The sequence below is a fragment of the Halomonas bluephagenesis genome (assembly GCF_054790765.1).
Genome location: NZ_CP133631.1, coordinates 1,068,776 through 1,086,714 on the forward strand (window position 1 = coordinate 1,068,776; position 17,939 = coordinate 1,086,714).

At 50.1% G+C, this 17,939-nt stretch carries 21 protein-coding genes; 8 read left to right on the forward strand and 13 right to left on the reverse strand.

Features of this window, described 5'->3' with window-relative positions:
• Nucleotides 1–459 precede the first annotated feature (459 nt).
• The 5 genes from REH51_RS04820 (at nt 460) to REH51_RS04840 (ending at nt 4,451) form a co-directional block, all read left to right on the forward strand.
• Nucleotides 460–1,473, forward strand: a complete 1,014-nt coding sequence (locus REH51_RS04820) for an isocitrate dehydrogenase (protein ID WP_498937709.1) — start codon at nt 460–462, stop codon at nt 1,471–1,473.
• A 99-nt stretch (nt 1,474–1,572) separates the two neighbouring features.
• Nucleotides 1,573–2,142: a sigma-70 family RNA polymerase sigma factor gene (locus tag REH51_RS04825; RefSeq protein WP_498936996.1), complete on the forward strand. Its 570-nt coding sequence runs from the start codon at nt 1,573–1,575 to the stop codon at nt 2,140–2,142.
• An 18-nt stretch (nt 2,143–2,160) separates the two neighbouring features.
• A complete protein-coding gene (locus tag REH51_RS04830; RefSeq protein ID WP_260648575.1) occupies nt 2,161–2,370 on the forward strand; it encodes a zf-HC2 domain-containing protein in 210 nt (69 codons plus the stop codon).
• A 115-nt stretch (nt 2,371–2,485) separates the two neighbouring features.
• Nucleotides 2,486–3,055, forward strand: coding sequence for a DUF3047 domain-containing protein (locus REH51_RS04835; RefSeq protein WP_234667701.1), 570 nt, complete (start codon nt 2,486–2,488; stop codon nt 3,053–3,055).
• A 127-nt stretch (nt 3,056–3,182) separates the two neighbouring features.
• Entirely contained in the window at nt 3,183–4,451 is a 1,269-nt protein-coding gene (locus tag REH51_RS04840) for a methyl-accepting chemotaxis protein (RefSeq protein WP_009721388.1), read from the forward strand.
• A gap of 60 nt (nt 4,452–4,511) precedes the next feature.
• On the opposite strand, the gene REH51_RS04845 is transcribed toward REH51_RS04840, so the two are convergent.
• From REH51_RS04845 to dksA, 5 genes are all read right to left on the reverse strand, one after another.
• The gene (locus REH51_RS04845) at nt 4,512–5,162 is read right to left on the reverse strand and encodes a peroxiredoxin (RefSeq protein ID WP_009721387.1); all 651 of its coding nucleotides are present in this window, start codon (nt 5,160–5,162) and stop codon (nt 4,512–4,514) included.
• 102 nt (nt 5,163–5,264) lie between these two features.
• The gene (locus tag REH51_RS04850; protein WP_498936998.1) at nt 5,265–6,302 is read right to left on the reverse strand and encodes a CNNM domain-containing protein; all 1,038 of its coding nucleotides are present in this window, start codon (nt 6,300–6,302) and stop codon (nt 5,265–5,267) included.
• Nucleotides 6,303–6,416: 114 nt separating this feature from the next.
• Entirely contained in the window at nt 6,417–7,301 is an 885-nt protein-coding gene (gene folE2, locus REH51_RS04855) for a GTP cyclohydrolase FolE2 (protein ID WP_498937000.1), read from the reverse strand.
• A complete protein-coding gene (locus tag REH51_RS04860; RefSeq protein WP_498937002.1) occupies nt 7,301–8,431 on the reverse strand; it encodes a CobW family GTP-binding protein in 1,131 nt (376 codons plus the stop codon). The genes folE2 and REH51_RS04860 overlap by 1 nt, the downstream gene beginning before the upstream one ends.
• Nucleotides 8,431–8,916, reverse strand: coding sequence for an RNA polymerase-binding protein DksA (gene dksA, locus REH51_RS04865; RefSeq protein ID WP_009721383.1), 486 nt, complete (start codon nt 8,914–8,916; stop codon nt 8,431–8,433). Before dksA ends, REH51_RS04860 begins: the two co-directional genes overlap by 1 nt.
• Before the next feature lie 102 nt (nt 8,917–9,018).
• Between dksA and REH51_RS04870 the strand changes: the two genes are divergently transcribed.
• Nucleotides 9,019–9,678, forward strand: coding sequence for a DUF1826 domain-containing protein (locus REH51_RS04870; RefSeq protein WP_498937004.1), 660 nt, complete (start codon nt 9,019–9,021; stop codon nt 9,676–9,678).
• A gap of 75 nt (nt 9,679–9,753) precedes the next feature.
• Nucleotides 9,754–10,356, forward strand: coding sequence for an inorganic diphosphatase (locus REH51_RS04875; RefSeq protein ID WP_009721381.1), 603 nt, complete (start codon nt 9,754–9,756; stop codon nt 10,354–10,356).
• Here the strand turns inward: REH51_RS04875 and REH51_RS04880 are convergent.
• Nucleotides 10,353–11,506, reverse strand: a protein-coding gene (locus tag REH51_RS04880; RefSeq protein ID WP_143759676.1) for an IS3 family transposase whose coding sequence is annotated in 2 segments (ribosomal slippage) — nt 10,353–11,263 and nt 11,263–11,506 — 1,155 coding nt in all. Because the reading frame shifts where the segments join, the coding sequence is not laid out codon by codon here. The genes REH51_RS04875 and REH51_RS04880 overlap by 4 nt on opposite strands.
• 42 nt (nt 11,507–11,548) lie before the next feature.
• Between REH51_RS04880 and REH51_RS04885 the strand changes: the two genes are divergently transcribed.
• Nucleotides 11,549–11,698 (forward strand): hypothetical protein, encoded by a 150-nt coding sequence (locus REH51_RS04885; RefSeq protein ID WP_009721378.1) that lies wholly within the window; start codon nt 11,549–11,551, stop codon nt 11,696–11,698.
• Nucleotides 11,699–11,833: 135 nt separating this feature from the next.
• Here the strand turns inward: REH51_RS04885 and REH51_RS04890 are convergent, their stop codons facing one another.
• The 7 genes from REH51_RS04890 to REH51_RS04920 all read right to left on the reverse strand — a co-directional run bounded on the left by REH51_RS04890 (nt 11,834) and on the right by REH51_RS04920 (nt 17,852).
• The gene (locus REH51_RS04890) at nt 11,834–12,445 is read right to left on the reverse strand and encodes a LysE family translocator (protein WP_498937006.1); all 612 of its coding nucleotides are present in this window, start codon (nt 12,443–12,445) and stop codon (nt 11,834–11,836) included.
• Nucleotides 12,446–12,588: 143 nt separating this feature from the next.
• Nucleotides 12,589–13,056, reverse strand: coding sequence for an S-ribosylhomocysteine lyase (locus REH51_RS04895; protein WP_498937008.1), 468 nt, complete (start codon nt 13,054–13,056; stop codon nt 12,589–12,591).
• A gap of 54 nt (nt 13,057–13,110) precedes the next feature.
• Nucleotides 13,111–13,458, reverse strand: coding sequence for a putative quinol monooxygenase (locus REH51_RS04900; protein WP_009721375.1), 348 nt, complete (start codon nt 13,456–13,458; stop codon nt 13,111–13,113).
• An 85-nt stretch (nt 13,459–13,543) separates the two neighbouring features.
• The gene (locus REH51_RS04905) at nt 13,544–13,999 is read right to left on the reverse strand and encodes a DUF302 domain-containing protein (RefSeq protein WP_498937010.1); all 456 of its coding nucleotides are present in this window, start codon (nt 13,997–13,999) and stop codon (nt 13,544–13,546) included.
• Nucleotides 14,000–14,026: 27 nt separating this feature from the next.
• On the reverse strand, nt 14,027–14,704 hold the full coding sequence (locus tag REH51_RS04910; protein ID WP_009721373.1) for a haloacid dehalogenase type II: 678 nt from the start codon (nt 14,702–14,704) through the stop codon (nt 14,027–14,029).
• 133 nt (nt 14,705–14,837) lie between these two features.
• The gene (locus REH51_RS04915; protein WP_009721372.1) at nt 14,838–16,271 is read right to left on the reverse strand and encodes an aspartate aminotransferase family protein; all 1,434 of its coding nucleotides are present in this window, start codon (nt 16,269–16,271) and stop codon (nt 14,838–14,840) included.
• 84 nt (nt 16,272–16,355) lie between these two features.
• Nucleotides 16,356–17,852: an NAD-dependent succinate-semialdehyde dehydrogenase gene (locus REH51_RS04920; protein ID WP_498937012.1), complete on the reverse strand. Its 1,497-nt coding sequence runs from the start codon at nt 17,850–17,852 to the stop codon at nt 16,356–16,358.
• Nucleotides 17,853–17,939 lie beyond the last annotated feature (87 nt).

Below are 17,939 nucleotides of genomic sequence, written 5' to 3' on the forward strand. Positions count from 1 at the left end.
CACTTTTTATTGTGAAGATAAGCTGGCGTTTGATACTGAGACGACCACGCACTACATGATATGAGCGCGGCTAAATTTAAGTACCAGAAAGCAATGACAGCGCGATGAATGCGCAGCCATTGCCTTAAGAAAGGCAGGGAGCTAGGGCGGAGTCATCAGCCCAGAATAGATGTGAGTAAATGCGGTCATTAGTAATATTCTGTACGGTTGCAAATAAGCAAGGTGCGACAAAGCGCAATATTCTAACAGCATCATAGCCGCATTGCATCTCACGCCACTCTCGTAGTCCTCACTGAGACACACAAACACGCCCTCACCTCTACTTAGGCAGGGTGACCTCGCGCCTGATTGTGGCGTACCATTGCGCCACCAAAAACGATGACAGTTGCCAACGTTTTATGTTGAAGCGGCACACACATTCACGTGCCGAATATGCCCGCCAAAGAGGAGAAAGAGATGATGAGCCAGTCAATTGCGGTGATTAAAGGCGACGGTATCGGCCCCGAAATTATGGATGCAACCCTGCGCGTGCTTGATGCGCTGGAGTGTGGTCTGAATTATGAGTTTATCGATGCTGGCCTGGCGGCGCTCGAAAAACACGGCACGCTAATTCCTCAGGAATCGCTTGATGCCATTGAGAAATACGGCATTGCCCTGAAAGGCCCGCTGACCACACCCATTGGCAAAGGCTTCTCCTCCATCAACGTGCAGCTACGTCGTCACTTTGACCTATACGCCAACGTGCGCCCTGCTATCAGTTTCCCCGGCACGCGCTCGCGCTACAACGACATCGATATGATTACCGTGCGGGAAAACACCGAAGGCGCCTACCTCTCTGATGGCCAGGAAATGATTGATGACGGCAATACCGGCATTTCAGTCATTAAGGTGACCCGCCATGGTTCCGAACGTATTGTTCGCTATGCGTTTGAACTAGCAAAAAAGAACGGCCGTAAAAAAGTGACCGCCGTACACAAAGCTAACATCATTAAAACCAGCTCTGGCCTATTTTTGGATGTCGCTCGGGAAATCGCTAAAGAGTATCCAGAGATCGAATTCCAGGAAATGATTGTGGATAACGCCTGCATGCAGCTGGTGATGAACCCCCACCAGTTTGATGTAGTCGTCACTACCAACCTGTTTGGCGATATTCTTTCCGACCTCTGTGCCGGGTTAGTCGGCGGTTTAGGCTTGGCACCAGGCGCTAACATCGGCGAAAAAGCCGCTATTTTTGAAGCGGTTCACGGCTCAGCACCGGATATTGCCGGACAAAAAATTGCCAACCCTTGCGCCTTACTGCTGGCAGCCGCCCCAATGCTCGAACACTTGGGCATGAACGAAAAAGGCGACGCTATTCGTCACGGAATTCGTGCAGTGTTGGAAACGCGCCGCGACATGGTGACACCCGACATGGGCGGCACCGGCACCACCGATACGTTTGCCCAAGCGCTCGTAGAGCACTTAACCGCTTAACTGTTCAAGCGCTTCTCCCCCATCACCGCAGCGTATTTTACGCGGTGATGGGATCTTTGAGCTTTAAGCCTGACTTTTATTAGCTTAGGGAAGCTCACATTGCCTATCTCCTCTCATCAAACTGCAGAACACTTCAGTCTTATCCGTCCTCGCCTGCTTGCATTTGCACGCTTGCAGCTTAGGGAGAATGCTGCCGCCGAAGATGCCGTTCAGGAAACGTTACTCACCGCGTTTGAAAAAACCGGTTCATTTGAAGGGCGCTCAGAATTTGAAACCTGGGTATTTGGCATCTTAAAATTTAAGCTTCTTGACCATTTGCGTCAGCAAAAAAAACAGGGACGCTGGCAGCCGCTAAATGACTCAATAGACGAGGACACGTTAGATCGGCTATTCAAATCAAACGGGCATTGGCAGCCCAGTGCCCGTCCTCATGACTGGGGAGAACCTGAACATATTTTAGAGAATCAGCACTTCTGGCAAGTGTTCGATGCCTGTTTAATAGCGCTACCCGACAGTATCGCGCGAGTATTTACCTTACGAGAACTGATGGGATTATCGACACAGGATATTTGTAAGGAACTCGACATAACAGAAACTAACTGCTGGGTTATCTTACACCGAGCACGGTTAAGGTTAAGAGCGTGCTTGGATAACGGCTGGGGTCAGTAGGAGCCAACAACGATGCTAATGTGCCGTGAAGCAACACGTTTGATGTCATTTAAACAAGATAGAGCACTCACTTTTCGCGAACGTGCTGCACTCCGCATCCATCTCTCTATGTGCAGCGCCTGCCGCGCCTGTGCCCGCCAGTTTGACCTGCTTCATACAATAGGCAGCCACCACCCCACTACGTTAAACCAATCAACCGATAACGAGGGGCCTCATGAACCCCGCTAACGTTTTCCATAAACAGAGAACTGCGCAGAGAGCAGTAGTAACATGCCTGGTTTCCGCGCCATTCTTGTTTTCTGTGGCCAATGGTCAAGAGATACGCTTTACACCCAACCAAATCATGACTTGGCCCACTCGTAGCTTTGAAGGCGAAACACGCTATTCAATTGTTGAAAAATCAGGCCAACGGGTGCTTGAAGTCAATGCTCAGGGGCAGGCCTCGGCACGCTACCTCGAGCGCGATATTGATTTAAATGAAACGCCCTATCTTCACTGGTGCTGGCAAGTAGACTCAACCTATCCGGGCGTTGATGAAACGACCAAAGCGGGCGATGACTATCCCGCACGGGTTTACGTAGCTCACAAGACGGGCATTCTGCCTTGGCAGATCGAATCGGTTAACTATGTCTGGGCCTCTACTCAACCCCAGGGTGCTTCGTGGCCAAATGCATTTACTGACCGAGCGCAACTGATGGCCTTGCAAAGTGGCAATAGCGCGGTTGGGGAATGGGTGGCAGAAGTACGCGATGTCCGTGCTGACTACCAAGCACTTTTTGGCAGTGCCCCTAGCCAAATCAGCGGCATAGCCTTAATGAGCGATGGTGATAATACAGGCGGCAACGCCACCGCGTGGTTTACCCAACTAGGCTTTTCTAGCCTTCACACTCCCCCGGCATGCCCAAATAGTTAGACAACGCTGGCACCCTATCTCTCTTTATTTTTATACAAATCCATTACAAGTAAGTGCCTTTTATTAAGATCTGATCTATTATCAACCTATTCACGGATAACAACAGACCAGATTTAAGGGACTACCAATGCTCGCATATTTTACTTCTGACGCCTTACGTAGCGCCCTAAACCAACATACTGCTTGTATCTACTTTTCATCGGAAGGCATTATCCAAGAGGCTAGTGAGCAATTTTTAGCCTCTATGGGTTACTCATTAGCTGACATTAAGGGACATCATCACCGTATTTTTTGTTTTCCTGAAGAAACGTCCAACCGTCAATATGATGATTTTTGGAAATCACTTGCAGCCGGTGAAAGCCAACAGGGGCGCTTTCGGCGCGTGAATGCACTTGGCGAAGAAGTATGGCTTGAGGCTACCTATTTACCGATTAAGAATCGACGTGGCAAGGTTGTGCAGATTTTTAAAGTAGCCAACGACGTGACCAAAGAGCACCAAAACGCCGCTAGCGAACGCTCCATTCTTCAAGCTCTAAATAGCTCAATGGCAGTGATTGAATTCACAACCGACGGCTATATTCTGGATGCCAACACTAATTTTGAACAAGCAATGGGGTACCCACTGCACAAAATTCGTGGCGAGCATCACCGACTTTTCTGCGATAGTGATTTTTACCGAAAACACCCAGACTTCTGGCAACGCTTAAGCCAAGGGGAGTATAAACAGGGTAAGTTTTTACGCCTAAATGCCAAAGGAGACACCGTTTGGCTGGAAGCTACTTATAACCCTATCTTTGATGACGAAGGTAACGTGGTAAAGGTGGTTAAATTTGCTACCGATATCACCCAAGCAATGCTGGCAACAGAAGCTGCTAAAGCCACGGTAAGCAGCGCCCAAGCATCGTCTAGCCAGACCGAGCGAATTGCCCAAAATGGGTTAACCCATCTGCAAACTGTGCTTTCTGACTCACAACATGTCGCCCATACGCTCAACGAAGCACAGCAGCTAATCACTGCGCTAAACCAACAAGCGGAGCAGATTAACAAAATTACTGCATCAATCGCGCAAATTGCCAGCCAAACAAACTTGCTTTCATTAAATGCAGCGGTGGAGGCAGCAAGAGCGGGTGAACAGGGTCGTGGATTTGCTGTTGTAGCAAACGAAGTACGCCAGTTAGCCAAAGGGTCAAGTGAAGCGGTGAGCGAAATCACTCGAGTTCTAAAAGAAAATAATGCACTTGTCGCACGCACCACCCAGGCAATGCAGCAAGTGGTCAAGCAGGGTGAAACCAGTCAAACGAGTGTTAAAGAAATAGCGTCAATTGTGAGTGAAATTTTACAAGGCGCGCAGAATGTATCTCACTCTATCGAACGGCTCGCTTTAGCACCTTCATAAGAAAAAACTCGCCATTTTCATGGCGAGTTTTTCAGTCTTAAACGAGACAGCGTTAACTAATTAACGCAATTTCGTTTTACGCAGGTACGGCAGAACTGCCTCGAACTCACCGAATTTCTGCTTGGCATCTTCATCTGACACGCTCGGCGGAATGATAACATCCTGACCAATCGTCCAATCAGCAGGCGTGGCAACACCATGTTGTGCCGTGGTTTGCAGGGCATCTAGTGCACGCAAAATTTCGGCAAAATTACGCCCTACTGTCATGGGATAGGTCATGGATAGTTTCAGTTGCTTATCTGGCCCGATAATAAACACCGAGCGAACAGTGGCACTGTCGGCTGGTGTGCGGCCATCAGGTAGATAAGCTTCTTCTGGCAGCATGTCGTAAAGCTTCGATACGGTTAGCCCGTCATCAGCGATGATCGGAAAGTCGACTTCACTGCCGCTAACGGATTGGATGTCGTCCCCCCAGCGTTTGTGGTCTTCTACGCCATCCACAGAAACGCCAATGACCTTGGTGCCGCGCTTTTTCCATTCTGCGCTGAGGGTAGCAACAGCACCAAATTCGGTGGTACATACTGGGGTAAAATCTTTAGGGTGAGAAAACAGGATTGCCCAACTATCGCCAATCCAGTCATGAAAACGAATCGGGCCTTGGCTAGTTTCTGCTTCGAAATCTGGCACTACCGAATTGATACGTAATGACATCGTTCCTCCTCATTAGGGTCAAGTGACCTTAATACCTTATATGACTTTCAACGCCTTCACTATAGAACGTTTTGTACTATAGCAATGATACACACGCTGTATTCAATCAAGCGACTTGTCGTCTTTCTCTTCCCGCTTAATGCGTTTTACCCAGCGCTGTTTTGCATAATGGCGCAAGTTCGCCACACTGTCGGTTTCATCGACAATATCTTGACCTAATATAGTCTCAATAATGTCTTCCAGGGTGATAAGGCCCACAAAAGTGCCGTGTTCATCATAGACCACCCGCATATGCAGATGGTCTTTTAACATCGACGTAAACACCTGCTCGACATTGTTCGAAACGTCTACACTGCCAATCGGATGCATCAGTTCACGCATGGTTTTGGCGTCATCAGCGTGATACATATCAGCCTTATGCACATAACCAAATGCCTGCTCGCCGTTATCCATCACGGGGAAACGAGTGAATGGCGTTTTGCCATACTGCTCGTCAAACTCCTTAACCGTCATATTAGGTAACACCGTTTCACAGACAGTACGGGGCGTCATCGCTTTATTGACCGCAATTTCATGCAAATTCAGCATGTTAATAATGGTGCGTGACTCATCCGCATCCAATACTTTCTCTTCCAAACCTACCCGCGCCAGCACTTTAATTTCATCGCGCAAATCAACGTCATGTTCTGACTTTCCTAAACGGCGCGTAATCTGTTCGGACATCCAGATAAACGGTAGCAATCCAATGATCATAGGGTTCAGTAGCCGTGGCAACACGGGGGATAAACCTCGCCAATAGGTAGCACCAATCGTTTTCGGAATAATTTCGGAAAGAACTAAAATCAGCATGGTCATGACGGCAGACACAATGGCAATAGATGCTTCGCCAAACACGACCGCGGCCTGCGCCCCCCCTGCCGTTGCACCGACGGTATGCGCAATGGTGTTGAGAGTTAAGATCGCGGCCAACGGCCGATCAATATGCGTTTTTAGCTTGGTCAGCGCTGCATGAAGTTTGGGATTATCTTCTTTTTGCTTGGCGATATAGCTTGGCGTAATAGACAGCAGCGCCGCTTCAAGGATAGAACACAGAAAGGAGAGCGCGATTGAAATGGTAGCAATCGTGATGAGAAGGAACATGAGAGCTCATAGTGATGGATGATGCGTCGTATATAAGGCCACGGGAGCCTAGTGTCAATGAGCAAACACACCTTTTGACATCTTTATTTTCATTCAACCTGCTAACGACATTTCTCACCACTGCCATTCGCATCTCGCTACCGCATCGTGGGCGTGCAAACTTTCAGCATGAACCACCTTTAGCTGGAAGCCTGAAATATCAGCCATCTTTCTCAGCGCTCGATCTAGGCGCTTTGCCGCATCTTCACAGAACATCAGATTCTGGCCATTGGCAAGGGCAAATGCCTGCTCATCGATACGTTTAACCGCTGTCTGTAACGCTGTCCCCAGGGCGTTTTCAATACGCTCAATAAGCTCAGCAAGCGGTATTTCACCGTTCCCCGCCAGCCGTATGGAACAGTGAGCGACGCTGCGCTGGCTATGCGGCGTCGCGAGAACGCCCTCTTCACTCCCCAACCACGCAAGTACGGCCTGCTTGGTTAACGGTATCTCTTCAAAATCTTCCGCAAACGCTTGCTGAATTAGCTGCCGCGCTAATGCAGCGGAACAGGGGCATGTTGAGGAGTAACCAACGCATACGTCTAGCTCTACCTTGAAACCTGACGGTGTGAGCTGGCTGCGCAGTGTAAACGGGTAGCCTTTCCAACCTGACAAAGGGCTGATGAGCGCATCACGCTTAAGCAACACGTCCCCACTAAACGTTAGGTAAGCGCTCTCAGATAACGCCTGGTGGCTCTCCAAAAAGGTGCCAAGAACGCGATGAAGTAACGTAGGCGTTAGTGGCTGGTATTCTAATGCATCCAATGCGGTATACAGCCGTGACATATGGATACCACGAGCATCAGCTTCTTCAAGGCTAACGCCGGCTGACACATTGGCGTTTACCTGGCTTCCCGCCAGCTGTACTGGCAAAGCAATGCCTTCCATACCTACCCAGGAAAGCGTGCCCGGGAAAGGGGCCGGTTGTTGGGCAATATCAGGTAAGGTAAAAGCCGTCATTAAATTGCCTCGTTAGTGGGTGAGATCGTTGATGAGATCGTTGGTGCGACAGAGGGTGTGAAAAAACTATAAAGCTCGCCCACAGTGGCAGGGGCGACGTTTTGAGTAATGAAAACAAACCGAGAAATGCGGTCACTAACACAATGCATAGGCAGGGGCGTCGGCGGATGAAAAATGTGCTGGACGCCATGCAACGCCAACGGTTCCTCTCGATCGGTAAGGTGCACAATTGCTTTAATGCGTAGCATTTTCTCGCCCATCAGCAACATCAACAGATCTAGCCAATTTTCTAGAGCCTCTGGCGTAATTAGCGCCTCGACGCAAAAACAAAACGCATTGATATTCTCTCCATGACGAGTCAACGTTGGCTGACTAGTGGGCTGCATAAAAGCAGCGCTATTGACACTCTGCTGACTCTTCTCATGCTCGACATCTGTGGCATAGAGAACGCTATAACGTGCTGATTTAAGCCACTGGTCTACCTGGTATCGTTGAGAATCGCGACGCAAAAGCCCTGCGCCTACCAACAACTCAGGCGAAAGATTACCGTTCACTCCCTGCCACTGCTCTGCTGCCGGATTGATGGACGCCAGTTGGTTAGCCAGTGGTGTTAGGCGGACTTCGTCGACCAGGTCAGTTTTGGTGATGAGTAATCGGTCTGCTATCGCTACCTGACGCTGTGACTCACGATGCGCTTGCAACGTTGACTCACCGTTCGCGGCGTCTACACAGCACACCACGCTATCCAACTGGAAACGGTGAGAAAGCCAATGATCGGTCATTAACAGCTGTAAAATCGGTGCGGGATCGGCAAGACCTGTGGTTTCAATGACAACACGGGCAGGTGCTGGCTTTCCTTCTGCCAGAAGCGCGTCAATGGCCTGCTGTAACGTGCGGCTCAAGTCTCCTCGCAATGTGCAGCACAAACAGCCGCTACTCATCTCCACCACCGCTTGCTCATCACTTTGCGTAATCAACTGATGATCAAGACCAATATCACCAAACTCATTAATCACGATTAGCGTGTTTCGCATTGACGCTTGGCGTACCCAGCGATTGAGTAGCGTTGTCTTGCCACTACCTAAAAAACCGGTCAGCACGTTAACCGGTGTCAGCGTGGAGAACTGCATCACTCCCCCCTTGCCTTGCGGAAATGGTGCTCTTTACGCTCCTGGCGCTCCTTTGCTTCAATGCAAAGTTTTGCCGTTGGACGAAAAAGTAGGCGTTGAATACCAATGGGCTCGCCAGTTTCTTCACAGAAGCCGTACTCACCATTTTCGATACGCTGTAATGCTGCATCAATATTATTGATCAACCGACTTTCGCGATCTGCTTGGCGAAGTGACAACCGTAGCTCCTCCTCAAACGACGCCTGGTCAGCCTCGTCGCTATCTCTCTCATGGGAGGCGATAGCCGTTTTCACCTCGTTTAAATGCGCCTCAAGCTCCGCACGTTCGTTCAAAAGCCGCTGACGGAAAAACGCAAGCTGTGCGGCATTCATGTACTCGTCTGCTGATGAGGTCAACAGCAAAGCTTCCTCAGCTTTTTTTGCATCTAGGAATTCAGCGCCACTATCTGTTCTGGCAGTTATTGACTGATTGATATCGGGTTGCAATGTATGGCCTCCTATTGATAAAAACGTTATAACATAACAAATAGAGCTCTGCGACCTAACCTCTCAATGCTAATGCACTGCTAAACGTAACAGGAGACCTACATGCCCACCCCACACTCTTACCAGGCTGCATCTTGGGTACTACCACAACACGCCGCACTGGATACTGACATCAGCGTACTGCCACGTATTTTTGAAGAGCAGATTAATATCGCCATTCTGCAACGCGCCCTGCCCGCTGATGTAGCGCTAAGCGCAAACGCACAGTGTCAGACCTCGCGGGACTGGCAATACGCATGGCTTGGCAGCCCTACAGAGGACTTTAAAAATGATTTACGCCGTAAGCTACCTGACCCAGCAGCAGGAGAGCCGCTGGTTGACGATGTTGCAACCGTCGCTGAAGCCATCGCGTTCCTGTTTGATACCGATACTGTGGGCATTCGACTACGCTTATTAACGGCGGCGATGTGTCCACGTTTTCATTGCGACAACTTGCCAGTACGTTTAGTGACCACCTATGTTGGCCCAGGCAGCGAGTGGTTGCCTGAAAATGCGATTAACCGCGCAGGGCTGGGTGCCCCAACGCCTAGTCGCCCCGAGATTATCAACGACCCAACTGCCATTCAGCGTTTGCAGGCTGGTGACATCGCGTTAATAAAAGGCAGTGGCTGGGTAGGCTGTGAAGAACATGGCCTAGTACACCGCAGCCCTTCTTTGGATGAAGGACAAAAGCGGCTACTGCTAACCATTGATCCCGCTTAACGCCTTGAACTTGTCACTAATCCGTCATTCCCCCCTGATAAGGTTTGATAAATTAAATCGCTCATGGGAATGATCATGCATAACAAACTATTACTTGCAGGTGTCATAAGCATCTCAATGTTAACGTCCGCAGCGCATGCAGAGTCATTAGGCAATTTAGCTTTTTCTGAAACAACGCCTTATACCTCAAACATGACCCTGAAAGATGATTTCAACATTGTGGGCAATCACGATTTAATGGCGATGGATGCCATTAATAGCAATGGTTTTGCTAACGCCATTATCGAGATACCAACAGGCACATCTGCCAAATGGGAAGTTAGCAAAGAAGACCCAAACGCGGTTTATTGGGAGTATAAAGACGGCGAGCCGCGCGTCGTGAATTACTTGGGTTACCCCGGAAATTACGGCGCCATTCCTGGTACTGCCCTGCCCAAAGAACTTGGGGGTGATGGTGACCCATTGGATGTCATCGTATTAGGTCAGGCGATACCGCGCGGTGCAGTCGTTGATGTCCGCGTCATTGGCGTTTTAAAAATGCTAGATGACGGTGAACAAGACGACAAACTGGTGGCAGTACTTACCCAGGATTCACCGTTTGCTCATATTGAAAGTATGCAGCAACTCGATAGTGAGTTCCCTGGTGTTAGCCAGATTGAATCGCCCCGGATATTTTAGACACCCGTTAGGCTCTTAAAGTAACGCCTTTCATAATCAACCGGTGACAAGTTATCACTTGTGCCGTGTCGGCGCTTTGGGTTGTAAAACATTTCAATGTAATTGAACACGTCACGTCTAGCCGCTTCGCGTGTTGAATAAATCTGTCGCTTGATTCGCTCCCGCTTGAGAAGTTGAAAGAAGCTTTCAGCAACGGCGTTGTCATGACAGTTACCACGTCGGCTCATACTGCCTACCAAGCAATTCGCTTTCAGAAAGCTTTGCCAGTCTCCACTGCTAAACTGGCTCCCTTGATCCGAATGCACCATCACCGTTCCTTGTGGCTTGCGTCGCCAGACTGCTGATAACAAAGCATCCAGTGCCAACTCCGTAGTCATGCGAGACTTCATCGACCAGCCAATCACTTGACGGGAAAACAGGTCGATAACTACCGATAGGTAAAGCCAGCCTTCGTAAGTGCGGATGTACGTGATGTCCGTCACCCAAGCAATATTTGGCGCTGTTACTTCAAACTGACGGTCTAAATGGTTAGGGGATACGGCAGTCGGTTTCCCATCGCCATAGCCGCCAGGGCGTCGTCGATAGCCCGTCTGAGAGCGTAAACCTTCCCTATTCATAAGACGCGCCACACGGTGCTTCCCACAAGCTTCGCCAGCTTCACGCAAGTCCTGGTAGACCTTGCGATAGCCATATACACCGCCGCTTTCAAGCCAGGAGTGCTTGATCAATCCCAGCAAGCGCTCATCTTCCCGCGCTCGATTAGAGAGCGCTTTTTTACACCATGCGTAGTAACCGCTGGGGTGCACTGCCATCATCTGACACAAGCGACGTACCGAATATTGGCTCGAATAATTTTGAATAAACGCGTACCTCAGTCGGACTCCCTGGCGAAGTACGCGGTGGCCTTTTTTAATATGTCTCGCTCTTCTAATACGCGTTTGAGTTCGGCCTTCAAACGACGGTTTTCAGCTTGGAGATCATCATCCTCTTGCCGTTGTTCTACCGGCTTATCGTATCGCTTAATCCAGTTGTACAGGCTGTGACCTGACACGCCTAGCCGCTCAGCGACCTCGGCCACGCGATGGCCGCGCTCTACCACTTGTTTGACGGCTTCGATTTTGAATTCTTCAGTGTAGCGGGGATGGCTCATGGTTCCTCCTAGATACCTTTAGTATAGGGCCTGGAGGTGTCTATGAAACCTGGGGCGATTCAGATTGTTGATATCTGGTTTGCAAATTACAAAGGCCCTGATGGTGGTATGGAAGGTCTAGGGTTTGAAGATGCCGAATCAGCGTTAGCCGTACTAGAAGCAGCTGCTGAGAATTTTCAAGCCACGCAATAACCTGATCAAATAACACCGTCGTGGTTTAAATCGCTTAAACATCACTGCTCTACTGATAGAGCAGTGATGTTCTATGCCTTACCTTCTATGCCTTCCCCCATGTTTAACCATTAGCAATAGCGGCACTTTTACACTTCACGCTCTTAACGGAAGCGCCGCACCAATGGCGATGAAAATTCCACCACAAGTGCGATTAAAGCCGCGGCCTACGTGCTTCAACCAGTGGCGAATCCGGTTAGCCATATTGGCAAGCAGGCCTTCAACTATGCATTCAATAGCCACAAAGGTGCCTGCCAGCACAAAAAACTGCAGGATTAAACTACCTTGCGGGTCGATAAACTGGGGCAGAAACGCACTGAAAAACAGCAGTACTTTAGGGTTGGTAATCGAGGATAACGTACCTTGACGATACAGATGCCACCCGCTTGCGCGACTAGCCGTTACATCAATTTCCCCATTAATGGGCGGTGAGCGCCATAGCTGAATACCCAACCAAACAAGGTAAGCCCCGCCTACCCATTTCAATACGGTTAGCCAAATTACTGATGACTTGAGCAGTGCACCAATGCCAAATAGGCACAAGGCAATAATCAGGATGAACCCAGTAGCACCACCGGCGATGGTAAAGAGCGTTTTACGGCTGGCATGCAATGCACCATGAGTAAGCGCAAGCAGACCGTTCGGCCCTGGCGAAAGCGATAAGCCTATGCAGGCGACTAGGTATAACAGCCACGTATCCAATAGCATTTCAATGCCCCGCCAGCCAGTGAGTGTGCTTGTGGTGCCAGCATGTCACCGTTATTCGGCGTTTTCCATTGGTTAATGGACTAACACTAAAACGCCCCCAATAAGGAGGCGTATTACCGATATTACGTGCTTACATTGACCGTTTAAGCAAATACTTCGGTCCACTCACTGCGCTTAGCCAGCAAGCCTTTGGCTAGCTTTTGGGCACCTTCCAGGCTGTGGCTAACGGCCCAGCCACACTGCATCTCATTGCAGGCGGGCACTTCTGTGGCGGTCAGCACGTCGTTGAGTGTTTGCTCGATAATGCTTAGCACGCCGTCATAATCATCGTGGTTAATCATCGCGATGTAAAAACCGGTTTGGCAACCCATCGGACTGATATCAACCACTTTGTCGGTGTGATTACGCGACATCTCAGCCATCAAGTGCTCCAGGGAGTGCAGCGCGGGCATCTCCATGTGCTCTTTGTTGGGCTGGCAAATACGCAGATCATACTTGTGAATACGGTCGCCATTTTGGCCTTCTTTAATATCGGCCAAACGCACGTAAGGTGCTTTTACCTTGGTATGATCCAAGTTAAAGCTTTCAACGTTCATTTTCTTTTCAGTCATGTTGGCTCCGTCATCTTGGTACAACGCTTACTTATTCTACACCTTTAGTGCTTTTTACACCTTGGGAGCATCAAAATTCCACGGTTCGTCGGTATAAACACACACATTGGCATCTTCAATATCGCCGTCGGGTGATTCGACGTGCTTAGCGAAAAAATCTTGAATCTCTTTGCGCTGACAGTGGGCTTCAAACTCTTCACGGCTAGCCCAAATTTCATGAAACACGATTGGGTAGCTGGTGCCCTGGGCAAACGGGTTATCGATTTGCCGAGTCACAGTGTAGTGAATACAAGCGTCTTCGCGATGGGTGTTTGGCTCTAATGATTGCAGCGCTTTAAATACCGCTTCTTCTTTTCCAGCTTTGGGCTTAAAGCTGGCGATACAATAAATTTTTTCCGACATGCTAGCTTCCTAACTGATTAAAAGGCCATCATTATGCGCGGCCATTGGGCATATTGACAGCCTTTACGCTGCTGCGTTCACGATACTACTGAGCCGCACTTTCGGCCACATCGCGCAATACATTAGCCACATTATCGAGCGGTAAATCGCACTCCTCCAGGCGGTGGCGCTCGGCGAGATAATGCGGGTCATTCCATTCGATACGCACGCCATCATCTGTTTCGCGCACGACCATTTTTTGCGGCAAATCTAACGCGACCCTGCCATTACACTGCATCATCGGGGTGCCAACGTTAGGATTACCGAAAATAAACGTCGTGGTGGCAGGCAGCGACAGCTCGTTGTTGGCAGCATTTTTAGCATGATCAATACTTGCCACCAACATAAGCCCTTTTTCCTCAAGTGCTGAGCTAAGCTGGCCGGTTACCTGCTCAAATGAGCTCTCACTATCAACATGCTCAATTCCCATTGAAGAGGATGCTAATGCAGGTTGAGCCATGATTGATAGGGCAGCTACTGCGGCATAGTAAGCAAAACGCATACAATCTCCTTAATATGTGGGATACCGTTATTTAAGTAAGCGGTAGGCGAAGGATTCAAGATCAGCGATAGTCATGTCTGGCTCTCCACCCCAGGGGTCGAACGGCGCATCAGGGTGGCGGCGCACCCAGGCGCTGTGTAAGCCTGCATGCGTTGCTCCAATCACATCAAAAGGATTGCTGGAAATTAGCCATGTATGTTCAGGGCGCGCTTCTAAACGTGTGCGCAAATAAGCATATACCGCGGGGTCGGGCTTGAAGCGTTTTACATCATCGACACTCACCACTGCATCCATATGGCTCTCCACGCCTGCGCGGGCCAACAGCTTAGTAACAGCTTCTTGGGTGCCGTTAGAAAATGCCACACAGCGAATTCCTGCATCACGCAGTTGGTCTAGGGCAGGCACCACGTCGGGGAATGCAGGTAACTCCGCATAAACCGCCATCAAGTGGTCATGATCGTTATCAGTGAGACCGCTCTGCATTGCGCGATCAGTGAAAACTAATGCCTCGCGGGTGCACTCTGAAAACGGTACATAGGCTCCCATCAAGCCATGGCGAAAGCTGTATTCCAGCTGTTTTTCCCGCCAGCGTTTAGCGAATTCCTCAGCTTTGGAGACATCACTAAGGCGTCGTTCTAGCTCAACCGTTACCCCTTGGGTATCAATGAGCGTGCCGTATACATCAAAAGCGAGTACCGGTTGCATGATAGCTCCTAGTCTAATGGGTCGAATAATGATGGGAGATAAGTGATCTCATGCATTTAGCATAGCTGCCCTTATCAAAAACAAAAACGCCGCTGCGATATAGGCAACGGCGTTTGGAGAGCGTTAAGCGCTATTAAATCGTAAAGGCGGCTTCTTGCTCACCGGTTTTAAGATCACCTGAACGCACCAGCTCATCGGTAACGCGGTCAATGGCACGCTTGGCGCGACCAATCATCTCGTCAACTTCACCACGGTTAATGGTCAATGGCGGTGCAAAGCCCAGAATATCGCCCTGTGGCATCGCACGAGCAATCAAGTTTTCTTCCATTGCCGCTGCGGCAACACGCGGGCCAACTTTCAACGCCGGGTCGAAATGCAGACGCTGTTTGGCGTCTGGTGAGAACTCGAGAGCGGCCATTAGGCCAACACCGCGTACGTCGCCCAGCAATGGGTGGCCTTCAAAGGTGGCCTTGAGCTGCTGCTGAAAGTAACCGCCAGTTTCAGCAGAGTTACCCACTAGATTTTCGCGTTCGATAATATCCAAGTTAGCAAGACCAGCGGCACACCCTAGTGCGTGACCTGAATAGGTCCAACCATGACCGATGGGGCCAAACTCTCCGGTACCCTGTTCCAGCACTTTCCATACTTTGTCGCCAACAATCACGCCAGAAAGTGGCTGGTACGCACTGGTTAGCCCTTTAGCGATGGTGACCAAGTCAGGCTTCATGTTGTAGTGGTGGCTACCAAAGTCAGAGCCGGTACGGCCAAAGCCACACACGACCTCGTCGGCAATCAATAGTACGTCATACTTGTTTAGCACTGCTTGAATTGCATCCCAATAGCCTTCTGGCGGGGGCACGATACCACCCGTTCCCAGAACAGGCTCACCGATAAATGCCGCAACGGTGTCGGGGCCTTCTTCCAGAATCATCGCTTCCAGCTTATCGGCACAGTAGGCAGAAAACTCGCGTTCTGTCATACCGTGCTGCTCTGCCGCGCGCAGATAGTAGTGCGGTGCTTCAGTGTGGCGAATGGTATCGATTGGCAGGTCAAAATGGTCGTGGAACGCTTTAAGACCGGTTAGTGAACCAGAAGCGATGCCGGAGCCGTGGTAACCGCGCATGCGCGAGATCACTTTTTTCTTCTGCGGACGACCTAGCACGTTGTTGTAGTAGCGCACAATTTTGAGCTGTGTTTCGTTCGCATCAGAGCCTGACATGCCGTAGTAAACTTTGGACATGTTCATGCCAGCGATTTTCAGAATACGCTCAGAAAGCTCGATCTGCGGCTCGTTCGAGTGACCCACATAGGTGTGGTAATAAGAAAGTTCTAGCGCTTGCTTATAGATCGCTTCGGCAACTTCAGTGCGCCCATAGCCGATATTAACGCAGTAAAGGCCCGCAAAACCGTCGATAAACTCACGGCCATCTTTGTCTACGATATTAATGCCTTTGCCGCCAGTGATAACACGACCAGGCAAGTCGCCTTGGGCGAAGTCGCGAAGGTGGGTAGAGGCGTGAAAAGTGACTTTACGGTCGCGTTCGATCAGATCCTGATGCAAGCTCATAACGTTCTCTCTATACAGTAAACCTCCCCACTGTGTGGGGAGGATGCTTTAAATTAGTGAAACTGATTGGATAACTGTGTGCTGTTAACTACCAGACACTGAGCCCAAGGCTCCCAGGCAGTAGTACTTTGTTTCTAAATACTCATCGATACCTGTAGCGCCGCCTTCACGGCCAAGGCCGGACTGTTTCACGCCACCAAAAGGCACCGGCGGACCTGTCATTTTCACCGAGTTGACGCTAACCATGCCGTATTCCAGCGCACGCATTAGCTTCCAGATACGGCGAATATCATGGGTATAGATATAAGCCGCTAAGCCGTATTCAGTGTCATTGGCCATTTCAATGACTTCGTCGTCGGTACTATAAGCGGTAATACCGGCCACAGGTGCAAAGTTCTCTTCGCGCCAAACTTTCATTTGCGGTGTCACATTGGTCAACAGCACCGGCATAAAGAAGTTTTCGCCGGGCGCTTGGCTTTGGTCACCCGCTATCATAGTGGCGCCTTTGGAAATCGCATCATCGACAATCGATGCTGCTTTTTCGACAGCCTGACGGTGAATCAGCGGACCAAGGTCAACTTCTCCATGCAAGCCATTCCCCACGGTAAGTGCGGCCATACGCTCGGTAAATTGCTCAACAAATTCATCGTGGATGGATTCGTGAACCAGAATGCGGTTGGCTGCTAGACAGTCTTCCCCAGCCGTTTGAAATTTGGCCGACACTGCGGCATAGGCTGCCTCTTTGGGGTCCATATCCGGACCAACGATAAACGGCGCGTTGCCACCTAGTTCCAGCGATAGACGTTTGACCGTATTTGCGCTCTGCTCAATCAACAAACGGCCGACACGGGTGGAGCCTGTGAAAGACAGCGCTCGGATACGCGGCTCGCTGCACAGAATTTTAGAAACTTCTGCAGGATCGCCCAGCACGACATTAAAAATACCTTCTGGAATCCCAGCTCGCTCGGCAAGTTCTGCCAGTGCCAGCGCAGAGAACGGCGTCTCATTGGCAGGCTTGATGATCACCGGGCAGCCTCCAGCGAGTGCCGCCGCTGCTTTGCGGGTAATCATGGCCAGCGGGAAGTTCCACGGTGTAATCATCGCCGCAATACCTACCGGCTCCTTAATGGTGCCCAGTGATGCGTTGGGAATATGGCTGGGAATGGTTTCGCCGTAGGTGCGTTTACCTTCTTCAGCGAACCAACGCACGAAGCTTGCACCGTACTCTACTTCACCACGGGCATCGGGCAAGGGCTTACCCTGCTCCAACGTCATGATGGTGGCTAAATCTTCACGGTTGGCTTGAATCAAATCGTACCAAGCCAGCAAACGTTCGCAGCGTTCGTCGGCGCGAAGGGCGCGCCACTGTACAAAAGCGGCTTCAGCGGCATCTACGGCGGCAGTAATTTGTTCGGCTTCTAGCAACGGAATATGGCCAATGGCTTCATTTGTCGCGGGGTCATACACCGCTTCTTCGCGGCCGCCATCACCGTGGGTCCATTTACCGTCTACGTAGGCGTACTGCCGGAACAGACGCGGATCTTCCAAGCGCTTAGTGAGCGTGGTCGATAGTGTGGTCATGGGCACCTCCCCAGGTTGCAGCCAGTTACGGTGAAGCCAATCGTGGGCGACAAACCGTTGCACATAAAATATTGCAATAAATATAGG